This is a genomic window from Rhodoferax sp. SPJ4, assembly GCF_058216275.1.
The window spans coordinates 351282-370381 of record NZ_JBYZMN010000002.1 but is presented as its reverse complement, the minus strand read 5'-3'; the positions used below and the strand labels follow the sequence as shown (position 1 = coordinate 370381).

Here is a 19100-nt window from a genome sequence, read left to right as displayed (position 1 = left end):
CGTGTGGGTCGCTGCCCCCCGAGGGGGCCGCATTTTTCCTTGGGGCGGCCCGGCGGAAAAACGGGCCTCTGACCTACTTCGCGGGAGCGGCCTCGACTGGTTCAGCAGCGTGTGCCCCGTCTCCCCCACCCTTGATCGCCCCCGGCGCATGGCGGCGCGCCAGCAGGGTGTACATGGTGGGGACGACAAAGATGGTCAGCAGCGTGCCCAGGCTCATGCCGCCCACAATCACCCAGCCGATCTGCTGGCGGCTCTCGGCGCCGGCACCGCTGGCCAGGGCCAGTGGCAGGGCGCCGAGCACCATGGCGCCGGTGGTCATCAAAATGGGGCGCAGCCGCTGGGCCGCTGACCGACGGATGGCCGCCTGCAGGCCCATGCCGCCTTCGCGCAGCTGGTTGGCAAATTCGACGATCAGGATGCCGTGTTTGGTGATCAGCCCCACCAGCGTGATCAGGCCGATCTGGCTGAACACGTTGAGCGTGCCACCGGTGAATTTGAGCGCCAGCAAGGCGCCGGCCAACGACAGCGGCACACTGAGCAGAATCACAAAGGGGTCGACAAAGCTCTCGAACTGCGCCGCCAGCACCAGAAAGATGAACAGCAGCGCCAGCACGAACACCACGGTCAGTGAACCCGAGGCATTGCGGAACTCGCGGCTGGTGCCGTTCAAATCGGTGGCGTAGCCAGGCTTGAGCAGCTTTTTGGCGGTGGCGTCCATGAAGGCCAGGGCCTCGCCCAGCGCGTAGCCGGGGGCCAGGTTGGCGGTGATGGTGGCCGAGCGGCGCTGGCCAAAGTGGTTGAGTTCGCGTGGCACCACCACCTCGCGCACCGTCACCAGCGCCGACAGCGGCACCATGGTTTCGCTGCCATTTTTCTGGCCACGGACAAAAATCTTCTCGATCGCGGCCGGGGATTCGCGTTGGCTGTCGGCGGTTTTCACCACCACGTCGTACTGCTCGCCGTCGCGCTTGTAGCGGGTCACCAGCCGGCCGCCGAGAGCAGTTTCTACCGCCCTGGCCACCGCCTCCACACTCACGCCCAGGTCGGCGGCGCGCTCGCGGTCCACCGACAGGCTGATCTCGGGCTTGTTGCGCCGCAGGTCGGTGTCGGTCTGCACGATGCCCGGGTTCTTGGCCATCTCGGCCTGGAAGGCGCGCACCACCTCGGCCAGCTTGTCATAGCCCTCGGAGGTGACGATGACGAAGTTCAGCGGCCGCTCGCGAAAACCCTGGCCCAGCGACGGCGGCGTGATGGGGTAGGCCGCCACGCCCGGCAGCGCCGAGAGCCGGGGCGTGATGTCACGCGCCAACGCCAGCGTGCTGCGCCGGCGCTCCTCCCAGGGCCGGGCCCGGTAGAACACGCTGCCCTGGGCCACGGTGGGGTTGCCCACCACCGCAAAGAGGCGGTCGAACTCGGGGTAGTCGGCGCCGATCTGCTCGATCAGCGCGGTGTAGCGGTCGGTGTAGCCCAGCGTGGCGCCGTCGGGGCTGTTGATCACGTTCAGAATCACGCCCCGGTCTTCCAGCGGTGCCAGCTCGCTGGCGGTGGTCAGCAGCAGCCCGGCCGTCAGTGCGCCACTGCCCAGCATCACCGCCACCACCAGCGCACGGCGCGCCAGCGTCCAGTCCAGCAGCGCGGCGTAGCCCCGCGTCAACGCATTCAGCCGCCCATCCATCCAGCGGTCGAACCACGACGGGCTGGCGTTGTGCTTCAGCAGCTTGGAGCACATCATCGGCGACAGCGTCAGCGCGATGAAGCCCGACACCACCACCGCGCCGGCCAGCGCCAGCGCGAACTCCGTGAACAAGCGGCCGGTGCGGCCCGGTGCAAAGGCCAGCGGTGCGTACACCGCGGCCAGCGTCAGCGTCATCGCCACCACCGCAAAACCCACTTCTCTGGCACCGGTGATGGCCGCCTCGAACGGCGCCATGCCGTCCTCGATGTGGCGGTAGATGTTCTCCAGCACCACGATGGCGTCGTCCACCACCAGGCCAATGGCCAGCACCAGCGCCAGCAGCGTCAAGGTGTTGATGGAAAAGCCGGCCAGCGCCATCAGCGCAAAGGCGCCAATCAGGCTCACCGGAATCGTCACCAGCGGGATGATGGAAGCCCGCACCGTGCGCAGAAAGACAAAGATCACCAGCGCCACCAGCACCACCGCCTCCAGGATGGTCTGGTAGACCGCCTTGATCGAGCGGTCGATGAACACCGAATTGTCGTTGGCCACCTCGACCTGCACACCGGCCGGCAGGTCCTGCTGGATGCGCGCCATCAGCCTGCGCACCCCGGCCGACAACTCCAGCGGGTTGGCCACCGCCTGGCGGATCACGCCCAGTGCGATGGCGTCGCGGCGGTTCAGGCGCACGCTGGTGCGCTCCTCCAGCGGGCCCTGGGCCACCGTGGCCACGTCGGCGATGCGCACCGGCTGGCCGTTGACGCTGCGCACCACCACCTGGCCGAACTGCTGTGGGGTCTGCAGGTCGGTGGCGGCGGTCACGTTGAACTCGCGCAAGCGGCTCTCGATGCGACCGGCCGGCACCTCCAGGTTGCTGCGCCGCAAGGCGTCTTCCACGTCCTGCGTGGTCAGGCGGTAGGCGGCCAGCCGGTCGGTGTCGAGCAGGATGCGCATGGCGAACTTGCGCTCGCCAAACACCCGCACATCGGCCGCGCCCGGCGCGGTCTGCAGCACCGGCTTGACCAGGCGGTTGGCGAAATCGGTGAGCTGCAGCGCCGAGTGGGTGTCGGAACTCAGGGCCAGCCAGATCACCGGAGAAGCGTCGGCCTCGACCTTGGCGATCACCGGCTCGTCGATGCCCTGCGGCAGCTTTTGCCGCACCCGCGACACCTTGTCGCGCACGTCGGCAGCGGCCGAATCGGCGTTGCGGCTCAAGGCAAAGCGGATGGAAATCTGGCTTTGCTCCTGGCGGCTGACGGAGGTGATCACGTCCACCCCCTCGATGCCGGCCAGCGAGTCCTCCAGCACCTTGGCCACCTGGGCCTCCATGACCTCGCTGGAGGCCCCGGCAAAGCGGGTTTCCACCGTCACCACCGGCTCGTCAATCTTCGGGTACTCGCGCACCGGCAGGCCGCTGTAGGCCACCCAGCCGATCAGCAAAATCAGCAGCGACAACACGGTGGCGAACACCGGCCGGCGGATGGCGATTTCAGGCAGCTGCATCGCGGGCCTGGGGTTCAGCGGGTGGGCGACGCGGCCGCGGCGCTGGCGGGCGCACTCGCCGCCCCGGCGGCCGGGGCCACCCGCTTCAGCGGCAGGCCGTCGGTCTGCAGCCGCTGCTGGCCGGCCACCACCACCGTGTCGCCCAGCGCCACGCCCTCGGTGATCTCCACCTTGCCGTCGCGCCGCAGGCCCAGCCTGACCTCCTGGCGCAGCGACACCAGGCCCTGGCCGTCCGCGGCCGGCACGGCCTTGACCACAAACTGCCGGCCGCCCTGGGGCAGCAAGGCCTCTTCCGGCACCACCAGCGCCCGCTCATTCACCGCAAACACCACGGTGGCGCGGGCAAACATGCCGGGCCGCAGCGGCGCGGCCTCCACCGCCACCGCACCGGGCTGGGGGCTGCCGGCGCTGTTGGGCAGCGTGGCGCGCAGGGCCACCGAGCGGCCATTGGCGTCCAGCAAGGGGTCGATGGCCTCGATGCGGGCGGCAAAGCGCCGGCCGGGAAAAGCGTCGATCTGCAGGTCCACCGTCTGGCCGCGCCGCAGCCGGCTTTGGAAACGCTCGGGCAGGCGGAAGTCCACGTACATGGTGGCGGTGTCTTCCAGGTTCACCAGGTCGGCGCCGTCGCGCACGAAGTCGCCGACGTTGACCGTGCGTATGCCCACCGTGCCGTCGAACGGCGCGACGATGGCCATGCGCGCCAGCCGGGCCTGGGCCAGCGCCAGCTGGGCCTGGGCCACCTGCAGGTTGGCCGCGCTCTCGTCCAGCACCCGCTGGGCGACGAAGTTCTGCGCCACCAGATCCTGGTTGCGCTGGTGGTTGGCCCGGGCAATCGACAGCTGGGCCTGGGCCTGGCTCAACTCGGCCCGTTGCAGGCTGTCGTCCAGCTGCACCAGGGTCTGGCCGCGCTGCACCCGGGCGCCGTCGGCAAAGCCCAGCCGCAGCACCCGCCCGGCCACCTCGGGCCGCAGCACCACGCCCTGGCGCGAGCGCAGCGTGCCCACGGCCTGGGCATCGTCTTGCTGGCGCAGCGCCTCGACCGGGGCCACCTCGATGCCGTACACACGCGGCGCCGAAGCGGCAGACGCCGGCGCCCCACCCCCAAACTCCTGCGGGCCCTGGGCGCGCGACTGCCACCACCAGCCCAGCCCCGAGGCCACGGCCATGCCGACCACGGCCACCACCGCATGAAATGCCTTTGCTGCCATGTGCCGACGCGTTGTCCCCGAAATGTTGTGTGTGGCCTGAGGGCCACCGTCTGGCAAGGACTTTAGCAGCGCCGCCCTGTCCCCGCGCGGTGCGGGGTGGGCCGCTTGGGCCTCACAGCTTGCCCAGCGCCCGGTCCACGCCGCGGTTGGCCAGCATGTCGGCCCGCTCGTTGCCCGGATCGCCGGCATGGCCCTTGACCCAGCGCCAGTCGATCTGGTGGCCGGAACCGGCCACCACCGCGTCGAGCTTTTGCCACAGGTCGACGTTTTTCACCGGCTGCTTGGCCGCGGTGCGCCAGCCGCGTGCCTTCCAGCCGCTGATCCATTCGGTGATGCCTTTGCGCACGTACTCGCTGTCGAGGTAAAGCGTCACCGCACAAGGCCGTTTGAGCGCGCCCAAAGCCTCGATGACGGCGGTCAGCTCCATGCGGTTGTTGGTGGTGCCCAGCTCGCCGCCAAACAGTTCTTTTTCAGTGCCGCCGGATTTCAGCAGCACGCCCCAGCCGCCAGGGCCTGGGTTGCCTTTGCAGGCGCCATCGGTGTAAATCTCAATCGGGTTCATGGTGGTGGAAAGGGCCTTGAAGCTGGCCTTGGAAAGGGTTGGCCACCGACACCGGGGCCGGTGCCAGGGATTTGCGGGTGCGCCAGGGCGCGCCGAGCAGGCGCATGCCATGGACTTTTTTCACCGCCACCACAAAGCTGGCGGCGCCAAAGATCGGCCACCAGCGCTGGCCGGCGGCGTCCATCCAGGCAAAACGTTGCAGCCAGGCCTCGGTCTGCAAGGCCGGCCGGTAACAGCCAAAGCGGGCCGACTCGACCTCGAAACCCAGCAGTCGCAGCCAGTCGCGCAACCGCCTGTGGGCGATGAACTCGCCATGGCTGGGCAGAAACAGTTCGCCAAAACCCAGCCGCTGACCCAGATGGGCGCGGTGCTGGCGCAGGCCCCACAGGCTGCCCGGGTTCAGGCTACAGACCACAATGCGACCTTCGGGCACCAGCACCCGGTGCACCTCGCGCAGCGTGGCATGAGGGTCACCGCTGAGTTCCAGCGTGTGCGGTAGCAGCACCAGGTCCAGGCTGTTCTCGGGAAATGGCAGAGCGGTGAAGTCGGTCAGCAGGGCGCCGCGCGGCAACTCGGGCGTGGCGACGTCGGCCAGGTCGGTGGCCAGCCACTGGTGCGGCATGCGGTTGGTGCGCAGGCCCTGCAGTTCGGGCCGGCCCAGCTGCAGCGCGTGGTAGCCGAAAAAGTCAGCCACCGCCTGATCGCACTGCGCCTGTTCCCAGTCCAGCAGGTAGCGCCCTGCGGGGGTCTGAAACCAGTCGTGCAAACCTATAATTTGGCCACCCATGAATTTGATCCCACTGCCCGCCTTCACCGACAACTATGTTTGGCTGTTGCATGACGGACAGCGGGCCCTGGTGGTGGACCCCGGCGATGCGCAGCCGGTGCAGACGGCACTGCGGCAACTCAATCTGCAACTCGCCGCGATTCTACTGACCCACCACCACCCCGACCACACCGGGGGTGTGGACGTGTTGCGCAACACCACCGGCGCCCAGGTGGTTGGCCCGGCGCGCGAACAAATGCCCGAGCCGCTGCAGCGGGTCAACGGGGGTGACACCGTGGTGGCCTTGGGCCTGCGCTTCCAGGTGATCGACGTGCCCGGCCACACCGCCGGCCATGTGGCCTTCTACACCCCCGACGTCGACGGCCTGCCGCTGCTGTTCTGCGGTGACACCTTGTTTTCGGCCGGCTGCGGCCGTTTGTTCGAGGGCACGCCGGCGCAGATGCTGGCCTCGCTGGACAAACTGGCCGCGCTGCCTGGCGCCACCCGCGTCTGCTGCACCCACGAGTACACGCTGTCCAACCTGAAGTTCGCGCTGGCCGTCGACCCCGACAACGCGGTGCTGCGTGACTACGCCCAGGCCTGCCAGGCGCGGCGTGCCGAGCACCAGCCCACGCTGCCCTCGTCGCTGGCGCTGGAACTGCGCATCAACCCCTTCCTGCGCAGCCGCCAACCGGCGCTGGTGCAGGCCGCGCAAGGCTTTGATGCCAGCGCCGACGACGACGTGGCGGTGTTTGCCGCGCTGCGCGAATGGAAGAACCAGTTCAAATGACCCCCCTGCACCGCCCCTCGCTGCTCAGCGCAGCCCTGTTGTCGGCCCTGGTGCTGGGCGGTTGCGCCACCACCCAGCCGCCGGCGCCCCAGGCCACCGCCACGGTGCGCCCCACCCCCGCACCCAACTTTCCCAGCACGCCGGCGCCGGCCACCCGCCCGGTGGCGCGCGCCAACGAGCCAGCCGTGGCCACCCGGCCCGATCCCGCCGCCTTGCTGGGCCTGCCGTCCGGCGACCCGGCCGCCGACGACGCCAAAGGGGCGCCCGCCGCCCGGGCCGTCCAGGGTCTGACACCCATCGACAGCGAAGGCCTGGGCCGCAGCAGCCAGGTGACCGAGGTGGCACCGCCGCTGGACCTGTGGGACCGCATCCGCCGCGGCTTTGCCATGCCCGACCTGACCGGCGAACTGGTGACCGGCCGCGAGCAGTGGTACGCCACCCGGCCCGACTACATCCAGCGCATGACCGAGCGCTCGCGCAAATACCTGTTCCATGTGGTCGAGGAGCTGGAGCGCCGCAACATGCCCACCGAGCTGGCGCTGCTGCCCTTCATCGAGAGCGCCTTCAACCCGCAGGCGGTGTCCACCGCCAAGGCGGCCGGCATGTGGCAGTTCATCCCCAGCACCGGCAAGCATTTCGACCTGAAGCAAAACGTCTTCCGCGACGACCGCCGCGATGTGCTGGCCTCCACCAACGCCGCGCTGACCTATCTGCAAAAGCTCCACGGCATGTTTGGCGACTGGCACCTGGCGCTGGCCGCCTACAACTGGGGCGAAGGCAGTGTCGGCCGGGCGATTGCCAAGAACCAGCGGCTGGGCCTGGGCACGACCTACACCGACCTCAACATGCCGGCCGAAACCCGGCTCTACGTGCCCAAGCTGCAGGCGGTGAAGAACATCGTCGCCGACCCGCAGGCCTTCAGCGTGGAGCTGCCGCTGATCGACAACCACCCTTACTTCCAGCGGGTGGAGATCAAGCGCGACATCGACGTCAGCCTGGCCGCCAAGCTGGCCCAGGTACCGCTGGCCGATTTCAAGGCGCTGAACTCTTCGGCCCACCAGCCGGTGATTTTTGCCGCCGGCACACCCCATGTGCTGCTGCCCTGGGACAACGCCGAGGTGTTCCGCCGCAACCTGGACGCGCTGGCCAATGGCCAGATGGCGACCTGGACCGCCTGGACCGCGCCCGGCACCATGAAGGTGGCCGACGCCGCCAAAAAAGTGGGCATGTCAGAGGCCGAGCTGCGCCGGGTCAACAACATCCCGCCGCGCTTTCTGATCAAGGGCGGCTCCACGCTGCTGGTGACCCGCGGCCATGGCACGGCCGCCCGCGACGTGACCGAGCAGGTGGCCGACAACGCCCAGCTGGCGCTGGCACCGGAAATCGTGCTGCGCCGGGTGATGGTGAAAGCCGGCAAGAAAGACAGCCTGGCCAGCATCGCCCGCCGCCACAGGGTCACGGTGGCCAGCATCGCAGACTGGAACAAGCTCAGCCCCAGCGCCGTGCTGAAACCGGGCCAGGCGATTGCGCTGATGTTGCCTTCCGCCCCCTCCCGGTCCCAGGCCAAGGCCAGGGGCCCCAGCGGTGGCCGGATGGTGCTGGTGAGCAGCCATGGCAGCGACGCGGCCAAACCGGCGGCCAAGCTGCCGACGCGCAAAGCACCGGCCCGGATGGCCCAGAAGCCCGCGCCGGCGCGCAAAGCCGCTGGCAAGGCAGCGGCCAAACCCAAGAATCAGTGAGGTTGTGAGGCGGGGTGGCAGCGGCCACACCGAAGACCTGGTCAGCCCGGCCGCACCGGACGGGCCGGCGGACCAGGGCCGCCGTTCAGCTCAGAACAGTGGCAGGCTGGCCCAGTAGGCCACCGCGGCGACAAAGGCGCTGGCCGGGATGGTGAAAATCCAGGCCCAGACGATGTTGCCCGCCACGCCCCAGCGCACCGCGCTGGCCCGCTGGGCCGAGCCCACACCGACGATGGCGCCGGTGATGGTGTGGGTGGTGGAGACCGGGATGCCCAGCGTGGTGGCCATGAACAACGTCAGGGCGCCGCCGGTTTCGGCGCAGAAACCGCCCACCGGTTTGAGCTTGGTGATGCGCTGGCCCATGGTCTTGACGATGCGCCAGCCGCCGAACATCGTGCCCAGCGCGATGGCGATGTAGCAGCTGACGATGGTCCAGGTGGGTGGCGAGGCGTCACTGGCATTGGCATAGCCGGTGGCGATCAGCAGCAGCCAGATGATGCCGATGGTTTTCTGCGCGTCGTTGCCGCCATGGCCCAGGCTGTAGGCCCCGGCCGACACCAGCTGCAAGCGGCGGAACCAGCGGTCCACCCGCGACGGCGTGGCACGGCGGCAGACCCAGGACACCAGCAGCATCATCAGCGAGCCCAACAAAAAGCCCAGCAGCGGCGAGACGAAGATGAAGGCCACGGTTTTCAGGATACCCCCTGACAGCAGGGCACTGGCGCCGGCCTTGGCAATCACCGCGCCCACAATGCCGCCAATCAGCGCGTGCGAGGAGCTGCTGGGGATGCCGTAGTACCAGGTCACCACGTTCCAGGTGATGGCGCCCACCAGGGCGCCAAACACCACGTTCACGTCCACCACCCCGGGCTGGACAATGCCCTTGCCCACGGTGGCCGCCACGCTGAGGTGGAAGATGAAGATGGCGATGAAGTTGAAGCAGGCGGCGAACAGCACCGCCTGGCCGGGCTTGAGCACCCCGGTCGAGACCACGGTGGCGATCGAGTTGGCGGCATCATGGAAGCCGTTCATGAAGTCGAAGGCCAAGGCCAGGGCGACCAGCAAGATCACCACCCACAGGGCCACTTGCACTTGTTCCATTACAGCGCGCTCCCGTGGCAGGGCCGCGCCAGGCGCGAGGCAAAAAACAGCGGGCTCATGGTGTTCAGGAGTTCTCGAGGACGATGCCCTCGATCAGGTTGGCCACGTCCTCGCACTTGTCGGTGATGGTTTCCAGCAGCTCGTAGATGGCCTTGAGCTTGATGACCTCGCGCACATCGGGCTCTTCGCGGAACAGCTTGCTCATGGCCGAACGCATGATGCGGTCGGCGTCCGATTCCAGGCGGTCGATTTCTTCGCAGGTCTTCAGCGCCGCCTCGGCGGTGGCCGGGTCATTGAGCTTGGAGATCAGCGACACCGCGTCCTTCAGGCGCTCGCAGCACTTCAGGCTGACGTCGGTCAGGCGCTTGATCTCGTCGGTCATGTGGCGCACGTCGTACAGCGCCATGGTCTCGGCCGAGTCCTGGATCAGGTCGGCCACGTCGTCCATGGTGTTGATCAGCGAGTGGATTTGCTCGCGGTCGATGGGCGTGATGAAGGTTTTGTGCAGCGCCCGGTTCACTTCCTGGGTCACGCGGTCGGCCGCGCGCTCGGCGTTGTCCACGTCGCGGTTGTACTGTTCACGCAGGTGGGGGTCGTTGTAGTTGGCCACCATCTGCGAGAAAGCCCGTGCCGCCTCCACAATGCGCTCGGCGTGCTGGTTGAACATCTCGAAAAAATTGCCTTCGCGCGGCATCAACTTGCCAAACAGCATGGGTCGCTCCTGAACCGAATCGGGGGGGTCGTCGTGTGACGTTTCTGGGACTGCGCGCAGTGTAACCGCCCGCCCCATGGGGATTTGACCGCCGCGACGGTCTGCCCTGCCCGGAGTCGGCCCCCGTTTTGCGCCTGCCAGCTCCTGAAAAAGGAGCATCTGTCCTAAGTGGAATGCTGGTCTGACGCCCAGTCGGTTTCCAGGCGCTGAATCACCTGGCCAGCCACCGCGGCCAGCTGGGCCGCGTCCACCGCCTCCGGCCAGACGTCGCGCAGGGGCCACACCACAAAGGCCCGCGCCCCCATCCGCGGGTGGGGCACGGTGAGCGTGGGGCTGTCGATGCGGGCCTGGCCGTACAGCAGCAGGTCCAGGTCCAGGGTGCGCGGGGCGTTGGCAAAGGAGCGGGTCCGGCCCGCCTCGGTTTCCAAGCGTTGCAATTCGGCCAGCAAAGCGGGCGCGGAGAGGCCGGTGCGCAGCCGCAGCACCGCGTTCAGGTAATCGGGGCCGGGGGCACCGACCGAGGCGCTGCGGTACAGCGCCGAACAGGCCAGCAGGGTGGTGTGGGGCAGGGCCGAAAGGCCGGCCACCGCGGCCTGCAACTGGCCCAGCGCATCCCCCAGGTTGGCGCCCAGCGCGACGCAGGCGTCGACCAAAGGGCGGGTCATGGCGCGGGGTGGGGCTTCAGTCGGCGGCGGGGCCGCTGTCGCCGGGGTTGCCGGCACCGCCCTCGCCACCGCGGCGGCTGTTGGACGAGCGGCGACGGCGGCGGCGTTTGCGCGGCGCGTCACCGCCCTCGCCAGACTGGCCCTCGGCCGCGTCGGTGGCGTCTGTCGATGCGTCGTCCGGCAGCTCGGCGTCGGTGTCGGCCGCCGCGCGGGGCGCCGCCCGCACCGGGGCCGGCTTGCTGCGCGGTGGGCGACGCTGTTGTTCGTCACGGGCCTGGTCCACCAGGTCCTGGCGCACCGAATCGTCGGCCGTGCTGAAGGTTTCCCACCACTCGGCCAGGGCCTCGTCGACCTCGCCGGTCTGCGCCCGCAGGCGCATGAAATCGAAGCCGGCGCGGAAACGCGGCTGCTCCACCAGGCCGTAGGGGCCGCTGCCGACCCGCTTCTCAAAGCGCGGCTGCATCAGCCAGATGTCGCGCATGTCGGCGGCCAGCTTGCCACGGCCCGAGACGTCACCGATGCGGCTGTTGAAGGTGTCGTCGATCGCGTCCTGCAGCGCAGCGAACGGCGGCTGGCGCGGGCCCGAGCCCTGGCTGTTGCCGTTCATGCGGCGCTCCCAGCTGCTGTGCACATCGGCCCACAGCACGCAGGCCAGCAGGAAACTGGGCGCCACCGGCTTGCCCTCGCCCACCCGGCGGTCGGTGTCCTGCAGCGCGGCGTTCACCAGCGGCTGCTCGGCCCGCTCCACCACCACGTCCAGCAGCGGGTAGATGCCGCGCGCCAGGCCCAGCAATTTGAGCTGGGCGATGGTGGCCAACGAGTGGCCAGTCTGCAGCAGCTTGAGCATCTCGTCGAACAAGCGGCTTTGGGGCACGTCGGCCAGCAACTGCTGGGAACGAATCAGCGGCTCGGCGGTGCCGGTGTCGAGCTTGAAGCCCAGCGGCGACAGCTTGGCGGCGAAACGCACGGCGCGGATGATGCGCACCGGGTCTTCGCGGTAGCGGGTGGCCGGATCGCCAATCATGCGCAGGGTGCGGGCCTTGGCGTCGGCAATGCCCTGGTGGTAATCGACCACCACCTGGCTGCGCGGGTCGTAGTACATCGCGTTGATGGAGAAGTCACGCCGGGCGGCGTCTTCTTCCATCGGGCCCCAGACGTTGTCGCGCAGCACCCGGCCCGACGCGTCGACCGCGTGTTTCATGCCGGCCAGCTCCTGCTTGCTGGTGCGCTCGTTGCCAGCCACCTGTTCGGCGGCGGCGCTGTCCATGTAGGCGCGGAAGGTCGAGACCTCGATCACCTCGTGTTCGCGGCCCCGGCCGTAGACCACGTGCACGATGCGAAAACGCCGACCGATGATGAAGGCGCGGCGGAACAGCCCCTTGACCTGCTCGGGCGTGGCGTTGGTGGCCACGTCAAAGTCCTTGGGCCGCAGGCCGACCAGCAGGTCACGCACCGCACCACCCACGATGTAGGCCTCAAAGCCGGCCTGCTGCAGGGTGCTGACGACGTTGAGCGCGCGGTCGTCCACCAGCGCGGGGTTGATGCCGTGCACGCTCTGGGGCACGTCTTCGCGTTTGCCGAACTTGGGTTTTTTGCTGCGGCTGCGCGGCGACGCCGTGGCCGCGTCCGGGCCCTTGCCCAGCAGTTTGTCGAGGAATTTCTTGATCATGAAGTCGTGCAGGCCCTGGCGCACCGGCTGGAAAACAGCGCGGCGGCGGGCCGGTTAAAACAGGTGAAGTATGCGCCATCCCCGGGCCACGGCGATGTCGCGCAGGTGAGGCGAGGGGTTGGTGGCCACCGGGTGGGTGGCCTTTTCCAGCAGCGGCAAGTCGTTGGGCGAGTCGGAATAAAAGTGGGTTTCCACCCCGTCCCAGTCCAGGCCGCGGGCCGCCAGCCAGTCGGCCACCCGGGTCACCTTGCCCTCGCGGAACGAGGGCACACCGGCAATCTCGCCGGTGATCCAGCCGTCCGGCCCACGCGCCAGCTCGACGGCAATCAGCTCGCTGACCCCCAGCGCCTGGGCGATGGGCCGGGTGACGAACTCGTTGGTGGCGGTGACGATGACCAGCTGGTCGCCGGCCTGGCGGTGGGCGTCCAGCAGCGCCAGCGCCTGAGGTCGAATGGCCGGCGCAATCACCTCGCGCATGAAGCGGGCGTGGGCCGCCTGCGCCGCCACCGGGCCTTGCAGCCGCGCCGCCTCGGTGGCGAAGCGCACGTAGTCGCGCACGTCCAGCGTGCCGGCCTGGTAGTCGGCGTAAAAGGCCTCGTTGCGGGCCTTGAAGGCCACCGGGTCGGTCCAGCCGATGGCGGTGGTGAACTCGCCCCAGGCGAAGTCGGAGTCCAGCGGCAGCAAGGTGTGGTCGAGGTCGAAAAGAGCCAATTTCATTCTGAACAATCTTCCGGGACGCGCGCTCAGGCGTCGTCCAGCATGGCGCGCACCAGCGGGATGGTGATGGCGCGTTTGGTTTCCAGCGCGTAGGCGTCCAGCCGGTCCAGCAGCTGCACCAGGCTGCCCAGGTCGCGCGAGAAGCGGCTGAGCACGAAGTCGGCCACCTCGGCGGGCAGCGCCAGGCCGCGGCTCTGGGCCTGGCGTTGCAGCACGGCGCGGCGCAGGCCATCGTCGGGCACCTGCAGCTGGAACACATGGCCCCAGCCCAGACGGGTACGCAGGTCGTCGCGCAGCGGCAGGTCGGCCGGGGGCCGGTCGCCGGCGGCCAGCACCGCGCGCGGGTGGCCGTCGGCCGGGTTGCTGGCGTTGACGAACCAGTTGAAGGCCGCATGCTGCTGGGCCGCGCTGTACAGCTGCACCTCGTCCAGCAGCACCACCGACCAGCGCTCGCTGAAGGCGCCGGGGTTGCACACCGAGGCGTCCATCCAGCCGGCCTGCTCGCCGCGCGCCCTCAAGGCCTCGGCCACCGCCTGCAGCAAATGGCTTTTGCCGCTGCCGCTGGCGCCCCACAGGTACACCGGCACCGGCGAGCGGTGCTCGGCACCGCCCTGCTCCTCGCCCAGCCACAGGCCAAGGTGGCGCAGCGCGGCCTCGTTCGGTCCGGCCACGAAATTGGCCAGGGTCGGAGCGGCCGTCAGGCCCACGTCCAGCGCGATCTGTCTCATCGGCGAAGCAAGCGTCAGCCGTTGTACAGCCGGCTGGCCAGGTAGCTGGTGCGCACCCGGCGGATGGCCACCAGCAGCACCGCGCTGGCCGGCAAGGCCACCAGCACACCGACGAAACCGAACAGCTGGCCAAAGGCCAGCAAGGCAAAAATCACCGCCAGCGGGTGCAGGCCGATGCGCTCGCCGACCAGCCGCGGGGTGAGGAAAAAGCCCTCCAGCATCTGACCCGAGCCAAACACCACCGCCACCATCAGCACCGCCTTCAGCGCTCCGCCGCCGTCGCTGGTGAATTCCAGCAGGCCGGCCAGGGTGGCCAGCACCAGGCCGACGCCAAAACCCAGGTAGGGCACAAACACCGCCAACCCGGTGAAGATGCCAATGGGCAGGGCCAGGTCCAGCCCGAACAGCGCCATGCCCAGGCTGTAGAACAGCGCCAGGATCAACATCACCAGCAGTTGGCCACGCAGGTACTGGCCCAGCACCGCGTCGGCCTCGTCGGTGAAGCTGTCGTAGCCGGCCCGCATGTGGCGCGGCACCAGGCCCACCACCTGGTCGACCAGGCGACGCCAGTCCATCAGCAGGTAAAACAACACCACCGGAATCATCACCGCGTTGCCCACAATGGCCAGCGCCACGCTGCCGCCCAGCTTGAGCGAGGACATCAGCGAACCAAACAGGTCTTCGACGTTGGCGTTCAGGTACTTCAGCAGAAAAGCCTTGATGCTGGCCACGTCCAGCGACAGCTTGATGCCGAACTGACCCAGCCAGGGTGTGAGCTGGGTGTTGAGCCGGTCGGCCAGCACCGGCACCTGTTCGCGCAGCAGCGGCAGCTCCTTGGCCAGGATGGGCACCATCAGCAACAGCAGCGACAGCAGCACCAGCAGAAACAGCACCTCGACCACCACCACCACCACCACCCGCGGCAGGCGGGCGCTGCCCAGGCTGGCCAGCCGATCGACCACCGGCGTCAAGGCATAGGCCAGCACCGCTGCCACCACAAAGGGGGTCAGCACCGGCCCCAGCAACCACAGGGCCACCACCGCCAACGAGGCGATGCCGGCCCAGACGAGCGCGCGCTTTTGGGCGGATTGGAGGTGCATGGGGAAATGGCCGGGGGCGAACCCGTAAAATCTGTGCAAATTCTAGTCCGCCACGCCCTGCCGCCTTCCGGCCTCCCCCATGACCACCTCCTCTTCTGCAAACTCCCCCCTCTCCTACAAAGACGCTGGCGTTGACATCGACGCCGGTGATGCCCTGGTGGAGCGCATCAAGCCGCTGGCCAAGAAGACCATGCGCGAAGGCGTGCTGGCCGGCATCGGCGGTTTTGGCGCGCTGTTTGAAGTGCCCAAGCGTTACAAGGAGCCGGTGCTGGTGAGTGGCACCGACGGCGTGGGCACCAAGCTCAAGCTGGCGTTCGAGTGGCAGATGCACGACACCGTGGGCATTGACCTGGTGGCCATGAGCGTCAACGACGTGCTGGTGCAAGGCGCCGAGCCGCTGTTCTTCCTCGACTACTTTGCCTGCGGCAAGCTGGACGTGGACACCGCCGCCGCGGTGGTGGGCGGCATTGCCAAGGGCTGCGAGCTGAGCGGCTGTGCGCTGATCGGCGGTGAAACCGCCGAAATGCCCGGCATGTACCCGGCCGGCGAATACGACCTGGCCGGCTTCGCGGTGGGCGCGGTGGAAAAAGCCAAAATCCTCACCGGCGCCAGCGTGACGCCGGGCGACGTGGTGCTGGGCCTGGCCTCGCATGGCGTGCATTCCAACGGTTTCAGCCTGGTGCGCAAGTGCATCGAGCGCGCCGCGAACCAACTGCCGGCCACGCTGGACGGGATGCCGTTCAAGCAGGCCATCATGAAACCCACCCGGCTGTACGTGAAGAACGTGCTGGCGGCGCTGGCGGCGCACCCCATCAAGGCACTGGCCCACATCACCGGTGGCGGCCTGCTGGAAAACATCCCGCGCGTGCTGCCCGAAGGCATGGCGGCCCACCTGACCAAGGGCAGCTGGCCGCAGACCGAGCTGTTCGCCTGGCTGCAGGCCACCGCCGGCATCGACGACTTCGAGATGAACCGCACCTTCAACAACGGCATCGGCATGGTGGTGGTGGTGGACGCGGCCAGCGCCGCCGCCACGGCCGCCACGCTGCGGGCCGCCGGTGAGCAGGTGTTCGACATCGGTGTCATCGCCGAACGCGGCGCCGGGGCTGCGGTCGAGGTGCGCTGAGGCTTCTCAGCCACCCCGCGGCTTATTTGCCGCTGATTTCTTCCTGGAGCGCCAGGTACTGCGCCAGGCGTGGCCCGCCCAGGGCCACGGCACGGGCGATCGCCGCCGCCGCCTCGCCCTTGTCCCCCGACTCCAGCAGCACCTGCGCCAGGTTGTTCCAGGCGTCGGCAAAGGCCGGGTCGGCCACGGTGGCACGGCGGTAGGCTTGCAGCGCGGCCTCACGCTGGTTCAATGCGTAGGCGGTGTTGCCCGCGCCCAGCAGCAGGGCCCGCTGGTCCGGCCAGCGCTTGAGCGCGGTGGCGTAGGCAGTTTGCGCGGCCTGGGCATTCACCCGCTCCAGCACCGCCACCGCGGCCGCGTAGTCGTCCGCTGTGGCGGTGGCCGGCAGCTCGGTCGGCGGCAAGGCCAGCATGGCCCAGTGCCCGCCACGGGCCCAGGTGCGCTCGAAGGTGAACAGCGACATGTCCAGCCGCTCGGTGACGCCGGAATGCAGTGTCAGCAGGTTGCGGTCGCGGTCGAAGCCGGTCACCACCGCGTAATGCCACAGCGGTGCGAACGAAAAGGTCAGGTTCTGGAACACCACCACCGGATGACCGGCGGCCAACTCGCGCAGCAGGTTTTCGACGCGTGGCGCCAGCACATAGGCTGGCAGGCCCTGACGCCGGGTGGTGGCCAGCATGTCGGCCTGCAGCGAGCCCTCGCGCCCGGGCAAATAGACCTGGTCTTTCAATTCCTCCGGTGTGCGTGGCAGGCCGGCCGCCGTCAACACCATGGCCAGCGCGGCCGGGCCACACTGGTAGGCCTCCTGGGGGAAAAAAGGCACCTGCTCGAGTTGCACCACCGGCGGCAGACCCGCTGGCCAGTCGGCCTCGAGGCTGGCCACCTGCGGTGTGGCACAGCCGCCCAACAGCAAGGCGCAAACAAAAACCCCCGCCAGAGCGGGGGTTCTGATGGCGCGAGGCCAGCGGCTCATCGAACCGATCGGGTGAACGGGAAGACCTTGGTCAGACCCAGGATGTCGGTGATCAGCAGCACGATGAAGATGGTGAAGAAGATGCCCAGCACATCGCCACCGGCCGGGGCCTGGTCGACACGGTTGGCCAGTTGGGCCACTTCAACGTCCGACATGGCCTTGACGCGCTCGGCGGCGGCGCCGCCGTCGATGCCCTGGGCCATCATGGCGTCGCGCACGTCGCTGCGGGCCAGGAAGTTCTCCACCTTGGTGCGGTTGTCAGCGCTGACCTGGCTGCTGACGGCATCTTCGGTGCTGACGATGCGGGCGTTGGCCACCACCGGCAGGCCGGCCGTGGCCATGCAGACGATGAGGGTGGATGCCAGGGCGCGTTTGAACATATTCATGGGAAAACTCTCTTTCGGGGAAACGACCTGCCGGTGCACAGACACGGGCAAAGGTTCCCCAATGTAGTCGAGGGAGGGTGACGGGCACCAGCGTACTTACAAACCGGAACAGTTCAGCTCAGTAACGGGCCACTTGCAGCTTGACACCCAGCGATTTGATGGCCACCAATGCCTGCGCCAGGCCGATGGGCCCGGGCTCGGCCAGTGCCCGCTCCACCGCGTCCAGGTCCACCGCCGCCGCGGTGCCAGGCTTGAGGCTGGCCTTGCGGACCCGTGCGACGACGCGGATGGCGTGCACGATCAGGTGGGGATCGCCGTCGTCGACGGCGGCGTTCAGGTAGGCCACCACATCGTCTTCGGTGTCGATGAACTCGGTGGGGTCGTAGCTCAGGCGGGCGGTCTTGGACATGGCAGGCCGCTCACATGTTGACCGCGAGGCGGTTGGCGAGCTGGATGTCGCGGTCGGTGGTGCGGGTGTCGCCGGCGGTCAGCAGCACCACCTGGCGGTCGCTGGGGCTGGCGAAGTAGACCCGGTAGCCCAGGCCTTGCTCGATGCGCAGCTCGAACAGGCCGGGCTGCACCTCGTGCACATCGGCCGGCAGGCCCAGGTGCAGGCGGTCCACATGCACCTGCACCAAGCCGCGGGCGCGGCGGCCGCGCTGGTCGCGCAGCCACTGCTTGAAATTGGACGTCTGTTGGATCTCGACCATGGGGCGGGAGAAAAGTGAACGGGCGGTTGGCGGGGAGGCCGCTGGGACGGTCGCCGCGGATTCTCGCACAGGGCCTGCAGCGCCCCGCGTGCGATGGCTCAGCTCAGTTCACGCCGCAGTTCGGCCACCCGCTCGGCGATGGCGTCGACGTCCAGCGCCTCTTCGATGTGGCCGATGTAGGTTTCCAGGTCGTCCACCGCCTGCATGGTGTGGCCCTGCTCGGCATGGGCCAGGCCGCGGTCACGGTACTCGGCCCAGGCCTCGGGCATCAGCACGATCAGCCGGTCTTGCACCAGGATCAGGCGCTGCCAGTCTTCCTGGGTTTTGTGCACTTCCTTCAGGTTGCGCAGCATGCGGGCGATGATGTCGCGCGGCGTGGCCGATTGCAGGTACAAGCCCATGGGCACGTCGAACTCGTCGATCAGGCCGCTGCGGCGCTTGTAGGGCTCGAGCCGCTCGGCCAGTTCCTCGCGGCTCAGCGACTGGCCGGTGAAGGGGTCGATCACCACCTGGCCCTTGGGCAAATTCACCTTGACCATGAAGTGGCCGGGAAAGGCCACGCCGCGGGCGTTCAGCCCCAGGCCATGGGCCAGCTCCATCCAAAGCACCGCCAGCGAGATGGGAATGCCGCGCCGGGTGCGCAGCACGGCGTTGATGTAGCTGTTGTCGGGGTCGTAGTAGTCGTTGACGTTGCCGCCAAAACTCAGGTCATGAAAGAAAAACTGGTTCAGTGCCCGCAACCGGGGCAAGGCCGCGGCATCGGCGGGGATGCGGCGCTTGAGCCGGGCCAGCAGTTGGTCCACATCGCCCAGCACCTGCTGCACATCGAGGTCGGGGTACTCGTCCTGGGCCAGACTGACCGCCGCCTCCAGCAACGGAAATTGATCGTCGCTCTGGACCAGCGCGCTGAAGTAGACCAGCGGGGTCGGGGCGGAAAAGCTGAAGTTCATGCGTCTTTCTAATGGACAGT

Annotated in this window: 19 protein-coding genes; 3 read left to right on the top strand and 16 right to left on the bottom strand. The window is 68.4% G+C overall.

Translation table 11 applies throughout. From position 1 onward, the window contains the following. Positions 1–73 precede the first annotated feature (73 nt). From AC4BAR_RS09180 to AC4BAR_RS09165, 4 genes are all read right to left on the bottom strand, one after another. Positions 74–3178: an efflux RND transporter permease subunit gene (locus AC4BAR_RS09180; protein ID WP_490627550.1), complete on the bottom strand. Its 3105-nt coding sequence runs from the start codon at positions 3176–3178 to the stop codon at positions 74–76. Between the two features lie 14 nt (positions 3179–3192). Beyond that, the gene (locus tag AC4BAR_RS09175) at positions 3193–4386 is read right to left on the bottom strand and encodes an efflux RND transporter periplasmic adaptor subunit (RefSeq protein WP_490627549.1); all 1194 of its coding nucleotides are present in this window, start codon (positions 4384–4386) and stop codon (positions 3193–3195) included. A 112-nt stretch (positions 4387–4498) separates the two neighbouring features. After that, on the bottom strand, positions 4499–4948 hold the full coding sequence (rnhA, locus tag AC4BAR_RS09170) for a ribonuclease HI (protein WP_490627548.1): 450 nt from the start codon (positions 4946–4948) through the stop codon (positions 4499–4501). After that, complete coding sequence (locus AC4BAR_RS09165; protein ID WP_490627547.1) at positions 4935–5735, bottom strand: class I SAM-dependent methyltransferase; 801 nt, start codon at positions 5733–5735, stop codon at positions 4935–4937. Before AC4BAR_RS09165 ends, rnhA begins: the two co-directional genes overlap by 14 nt. Between AC4BAR_RS09165 and gloB the strand changes: the two genes are divergently transcribed. Both gloB and AC4BAR_RS09155 read left to right on the top strand, forming a co-directional pair. Then, positions 5734–6504 carry a hydroxyacylglutathione hydrolase gene (gene gloB / locus AC4BAR_RS09160; RefSeq protein ID WP_490627546.1) on the top strand — a complete coding sequence of 257 codons (771 nt, stop codon included), beginning with the start codon at positions 5734–5736 and terminating at the stop codon, positions 6502–6504. The genes AC4BAR_RS09165 and gloB overlap by 2 nt on opposite strands. Then, complete coding sequence (locus AC4BAR_RS09155) at positions 6501–8243, top strand: transglycosylase SLT domain-containing protein (RefSeq protein ID WP_490627545.1); 1743 nt, start codon at positions 6501–6503, stop codon at positions 8241–8243. The genes gloB and AC4BAR_RS09155 overlap by 4 nt, the downstream gene beginning before the upstream one ends. Positions 8244–8333: 90 nt before the next feature. On the opposite strand, the gene AC4BAR_RS09150 is transcribed toward AC4BAR_RS09155, so the two are convergent. The 7 genes from AC4BAR_RS09150 to AC4BAR_RS09120 all read right to left on the bottom strand — a co-directional run bounded on the left by AC4BAR_RS09150 (position 8334) and on the right by AC4BAR_RS09120 (position 14935). Then, the gene (locus AC4BAR_RS09150; RefSeq protein WP_490627544.1) at positions 8334–9344 is read right to left on the bottom strand and encodes an inorganic phosphate transporter; all 1011 of its coding nucleotides are present in this window, start codon (positions 9342–9344) and stop codon (positions 8334–8336) included. A gap of 64 nt (positions 9345–9408) precedes the next feature. Then, positions 9409–10056, bottom strand: coding sequence for a DUF47 domain-containing protein (locus tag AC4BAR_RS09145; protein WP_490627543.1), 648 nt, complete (start codon positions 10054–10056; stop codon positions 9409–9411). Between the two features lie 164 nt (positions 10057–10220). Further along, complete coding sequence (folK, locus tag AC4BAR_RS09140) at positions 10221–10721, bottom strand: 2-amino-4-hydroxy-6-hydroxymethyldihydropteridine diphosphokinase (protein WP_490627542.1); 501 nt, start codon at positions 10719–10721, stop codon at positions 10221–10223. 16 nt (positions 10722–10737) lie between these two features. Beyond that, the gene (pcnB, locus tag AC4BAR_RS09135) at positions 10738–12390 is read right to left on the bottom strand and encodes a polynucleotide adenylyltransferase PcnB (RefSeq protein WP_490627541.1); all 1653 of its coding nucleotides are present in this window, start codon (positions 12388–12390) and stop codon (positions 10738–10740) included. Between the two features lie 54 nt (positions 12391–12444). Further along, positions 12445–13107 carry an HAD family hydrolase gene (locus tag AC4BAR_RS09130; protein ID WP_490627540.1) on the bottom strand — a complete coding sequence of 221 codons (663 nt, stop codon included), beginning with the start codon at positions 13105–13107 and terminating at the stop codon, positions 12445–12447. Positions 13108–13133: 26 nt separating this feature from the next. Then, positions 13134–13835 (bottom strand): DnaA regulatory inactivator Hda, encoded by a 702-nt coding sequence (gene hda / locus AC4BAR_RS09125; protein ID WP_490627539.1) that lies wholly within the window; start codon positions 13833–13835, stop codon positions 13134–13136. 14 nt (positions 13836–13849) lie between these two features. After that, a complete protein-coding gene (locus AC4BAR_RS09120; protein WP_490627538.1) occupies positions 13850–14935 on the bottom strand; it encodes an AI-2E family transporter in 1086 nt (361 codons plus the stop codon). A gap of 79 nt (positions 14936–15014) precedes the next feature. Between AC4BAR_RS09120 and purM the strand changes: the two genes are divergently transcribed. Continuing rightward, positions 15015–16061 (top strand): phosphoribosylformylglycinamidine cyclo-ligase, encoded by a 1047-nt coding sequence (gene purM, locus AC4BAR_RS09115; RefSeq protein ID WP_490627537.1) that lies wholly within the window; start codon positions 15015–15017, stop codon positions 16059–16061. Positions 16062–16083: 22 nt separating this feature from the next. On the opposite strand, the gene AC4BAR_RS09110 is transcribed toward purM, so the two are convergent. From AC4BAR_RS09110 to AC4BAR_RS09090, 5 genes are all read right to left on the bottom strand, one after another. Beyond that, complete coding sequence (locus tag AC4BAR_RS09110; protein ID WP_490627536.1) at positions 16084–17034, bottom strand: PA2778 family cysteine peptidase; 951 nt, start codon at positions 17032–17034, stop codon at positions 16084–16086. Beyond that, positions 17031–17420 carry a PA2779 family protein gene (locus tag AC4BAR_RS09105; RefSeq protein WP_490627535.1) on the bottom strand — a complete coding sequence of 130 codons (390 nt, stop codon included), beginning with the start codon at positions 17418–17420 and terminating at the stop codon, positions 17031–17033. The genes AC4BAR_RS09110 and AC4BAR_RS09105 overlap by 4 nt, the downstream gene beginning before the upstream one ends. A gap of 118 nt (positions 17421–17538) precedes the next feature. Continuing rightward, positions 17539–17829 carry a helix-turn-helix domain-containing protein gene (locus AC4BAR_RS09100; RefSeq protein ID WP_490627534.1) on the bottom strand — a complete coding sequence of 97 codons (291 nt, stop codon included), beginning with the start codon at positions 17827–17829 and terminating at the stop codon, positions 17539–17541. A gap of 10 nt (positions 17830–17839) precedes the next feature. Further along, the gene (locus tag AC4BAR_RS09095) at positions 17840–18130 is read right to left on the bottom strand and encodes a type II toxin-antitoxin system RelE/ParE family toxin (RefSeq protein WP_490627533.1); all 291 of its coding nucleotides are present in this window, start codon (positions 18128–18130) and stop codon (positions 17840–17842) included. Positions 18131–18228: 98 nt separating this feature from the next. After that, a complete protein-coding gene (locus AC4BAR_RS09090; protein WP_490627532.1) occupies positions 18229–19080 on the bottom strand; it encodes a SirB1 family protein in 852 nt (283 codons plus the stop codon). Positions 19081–19100: the final 20 nt, after the last annotated feature.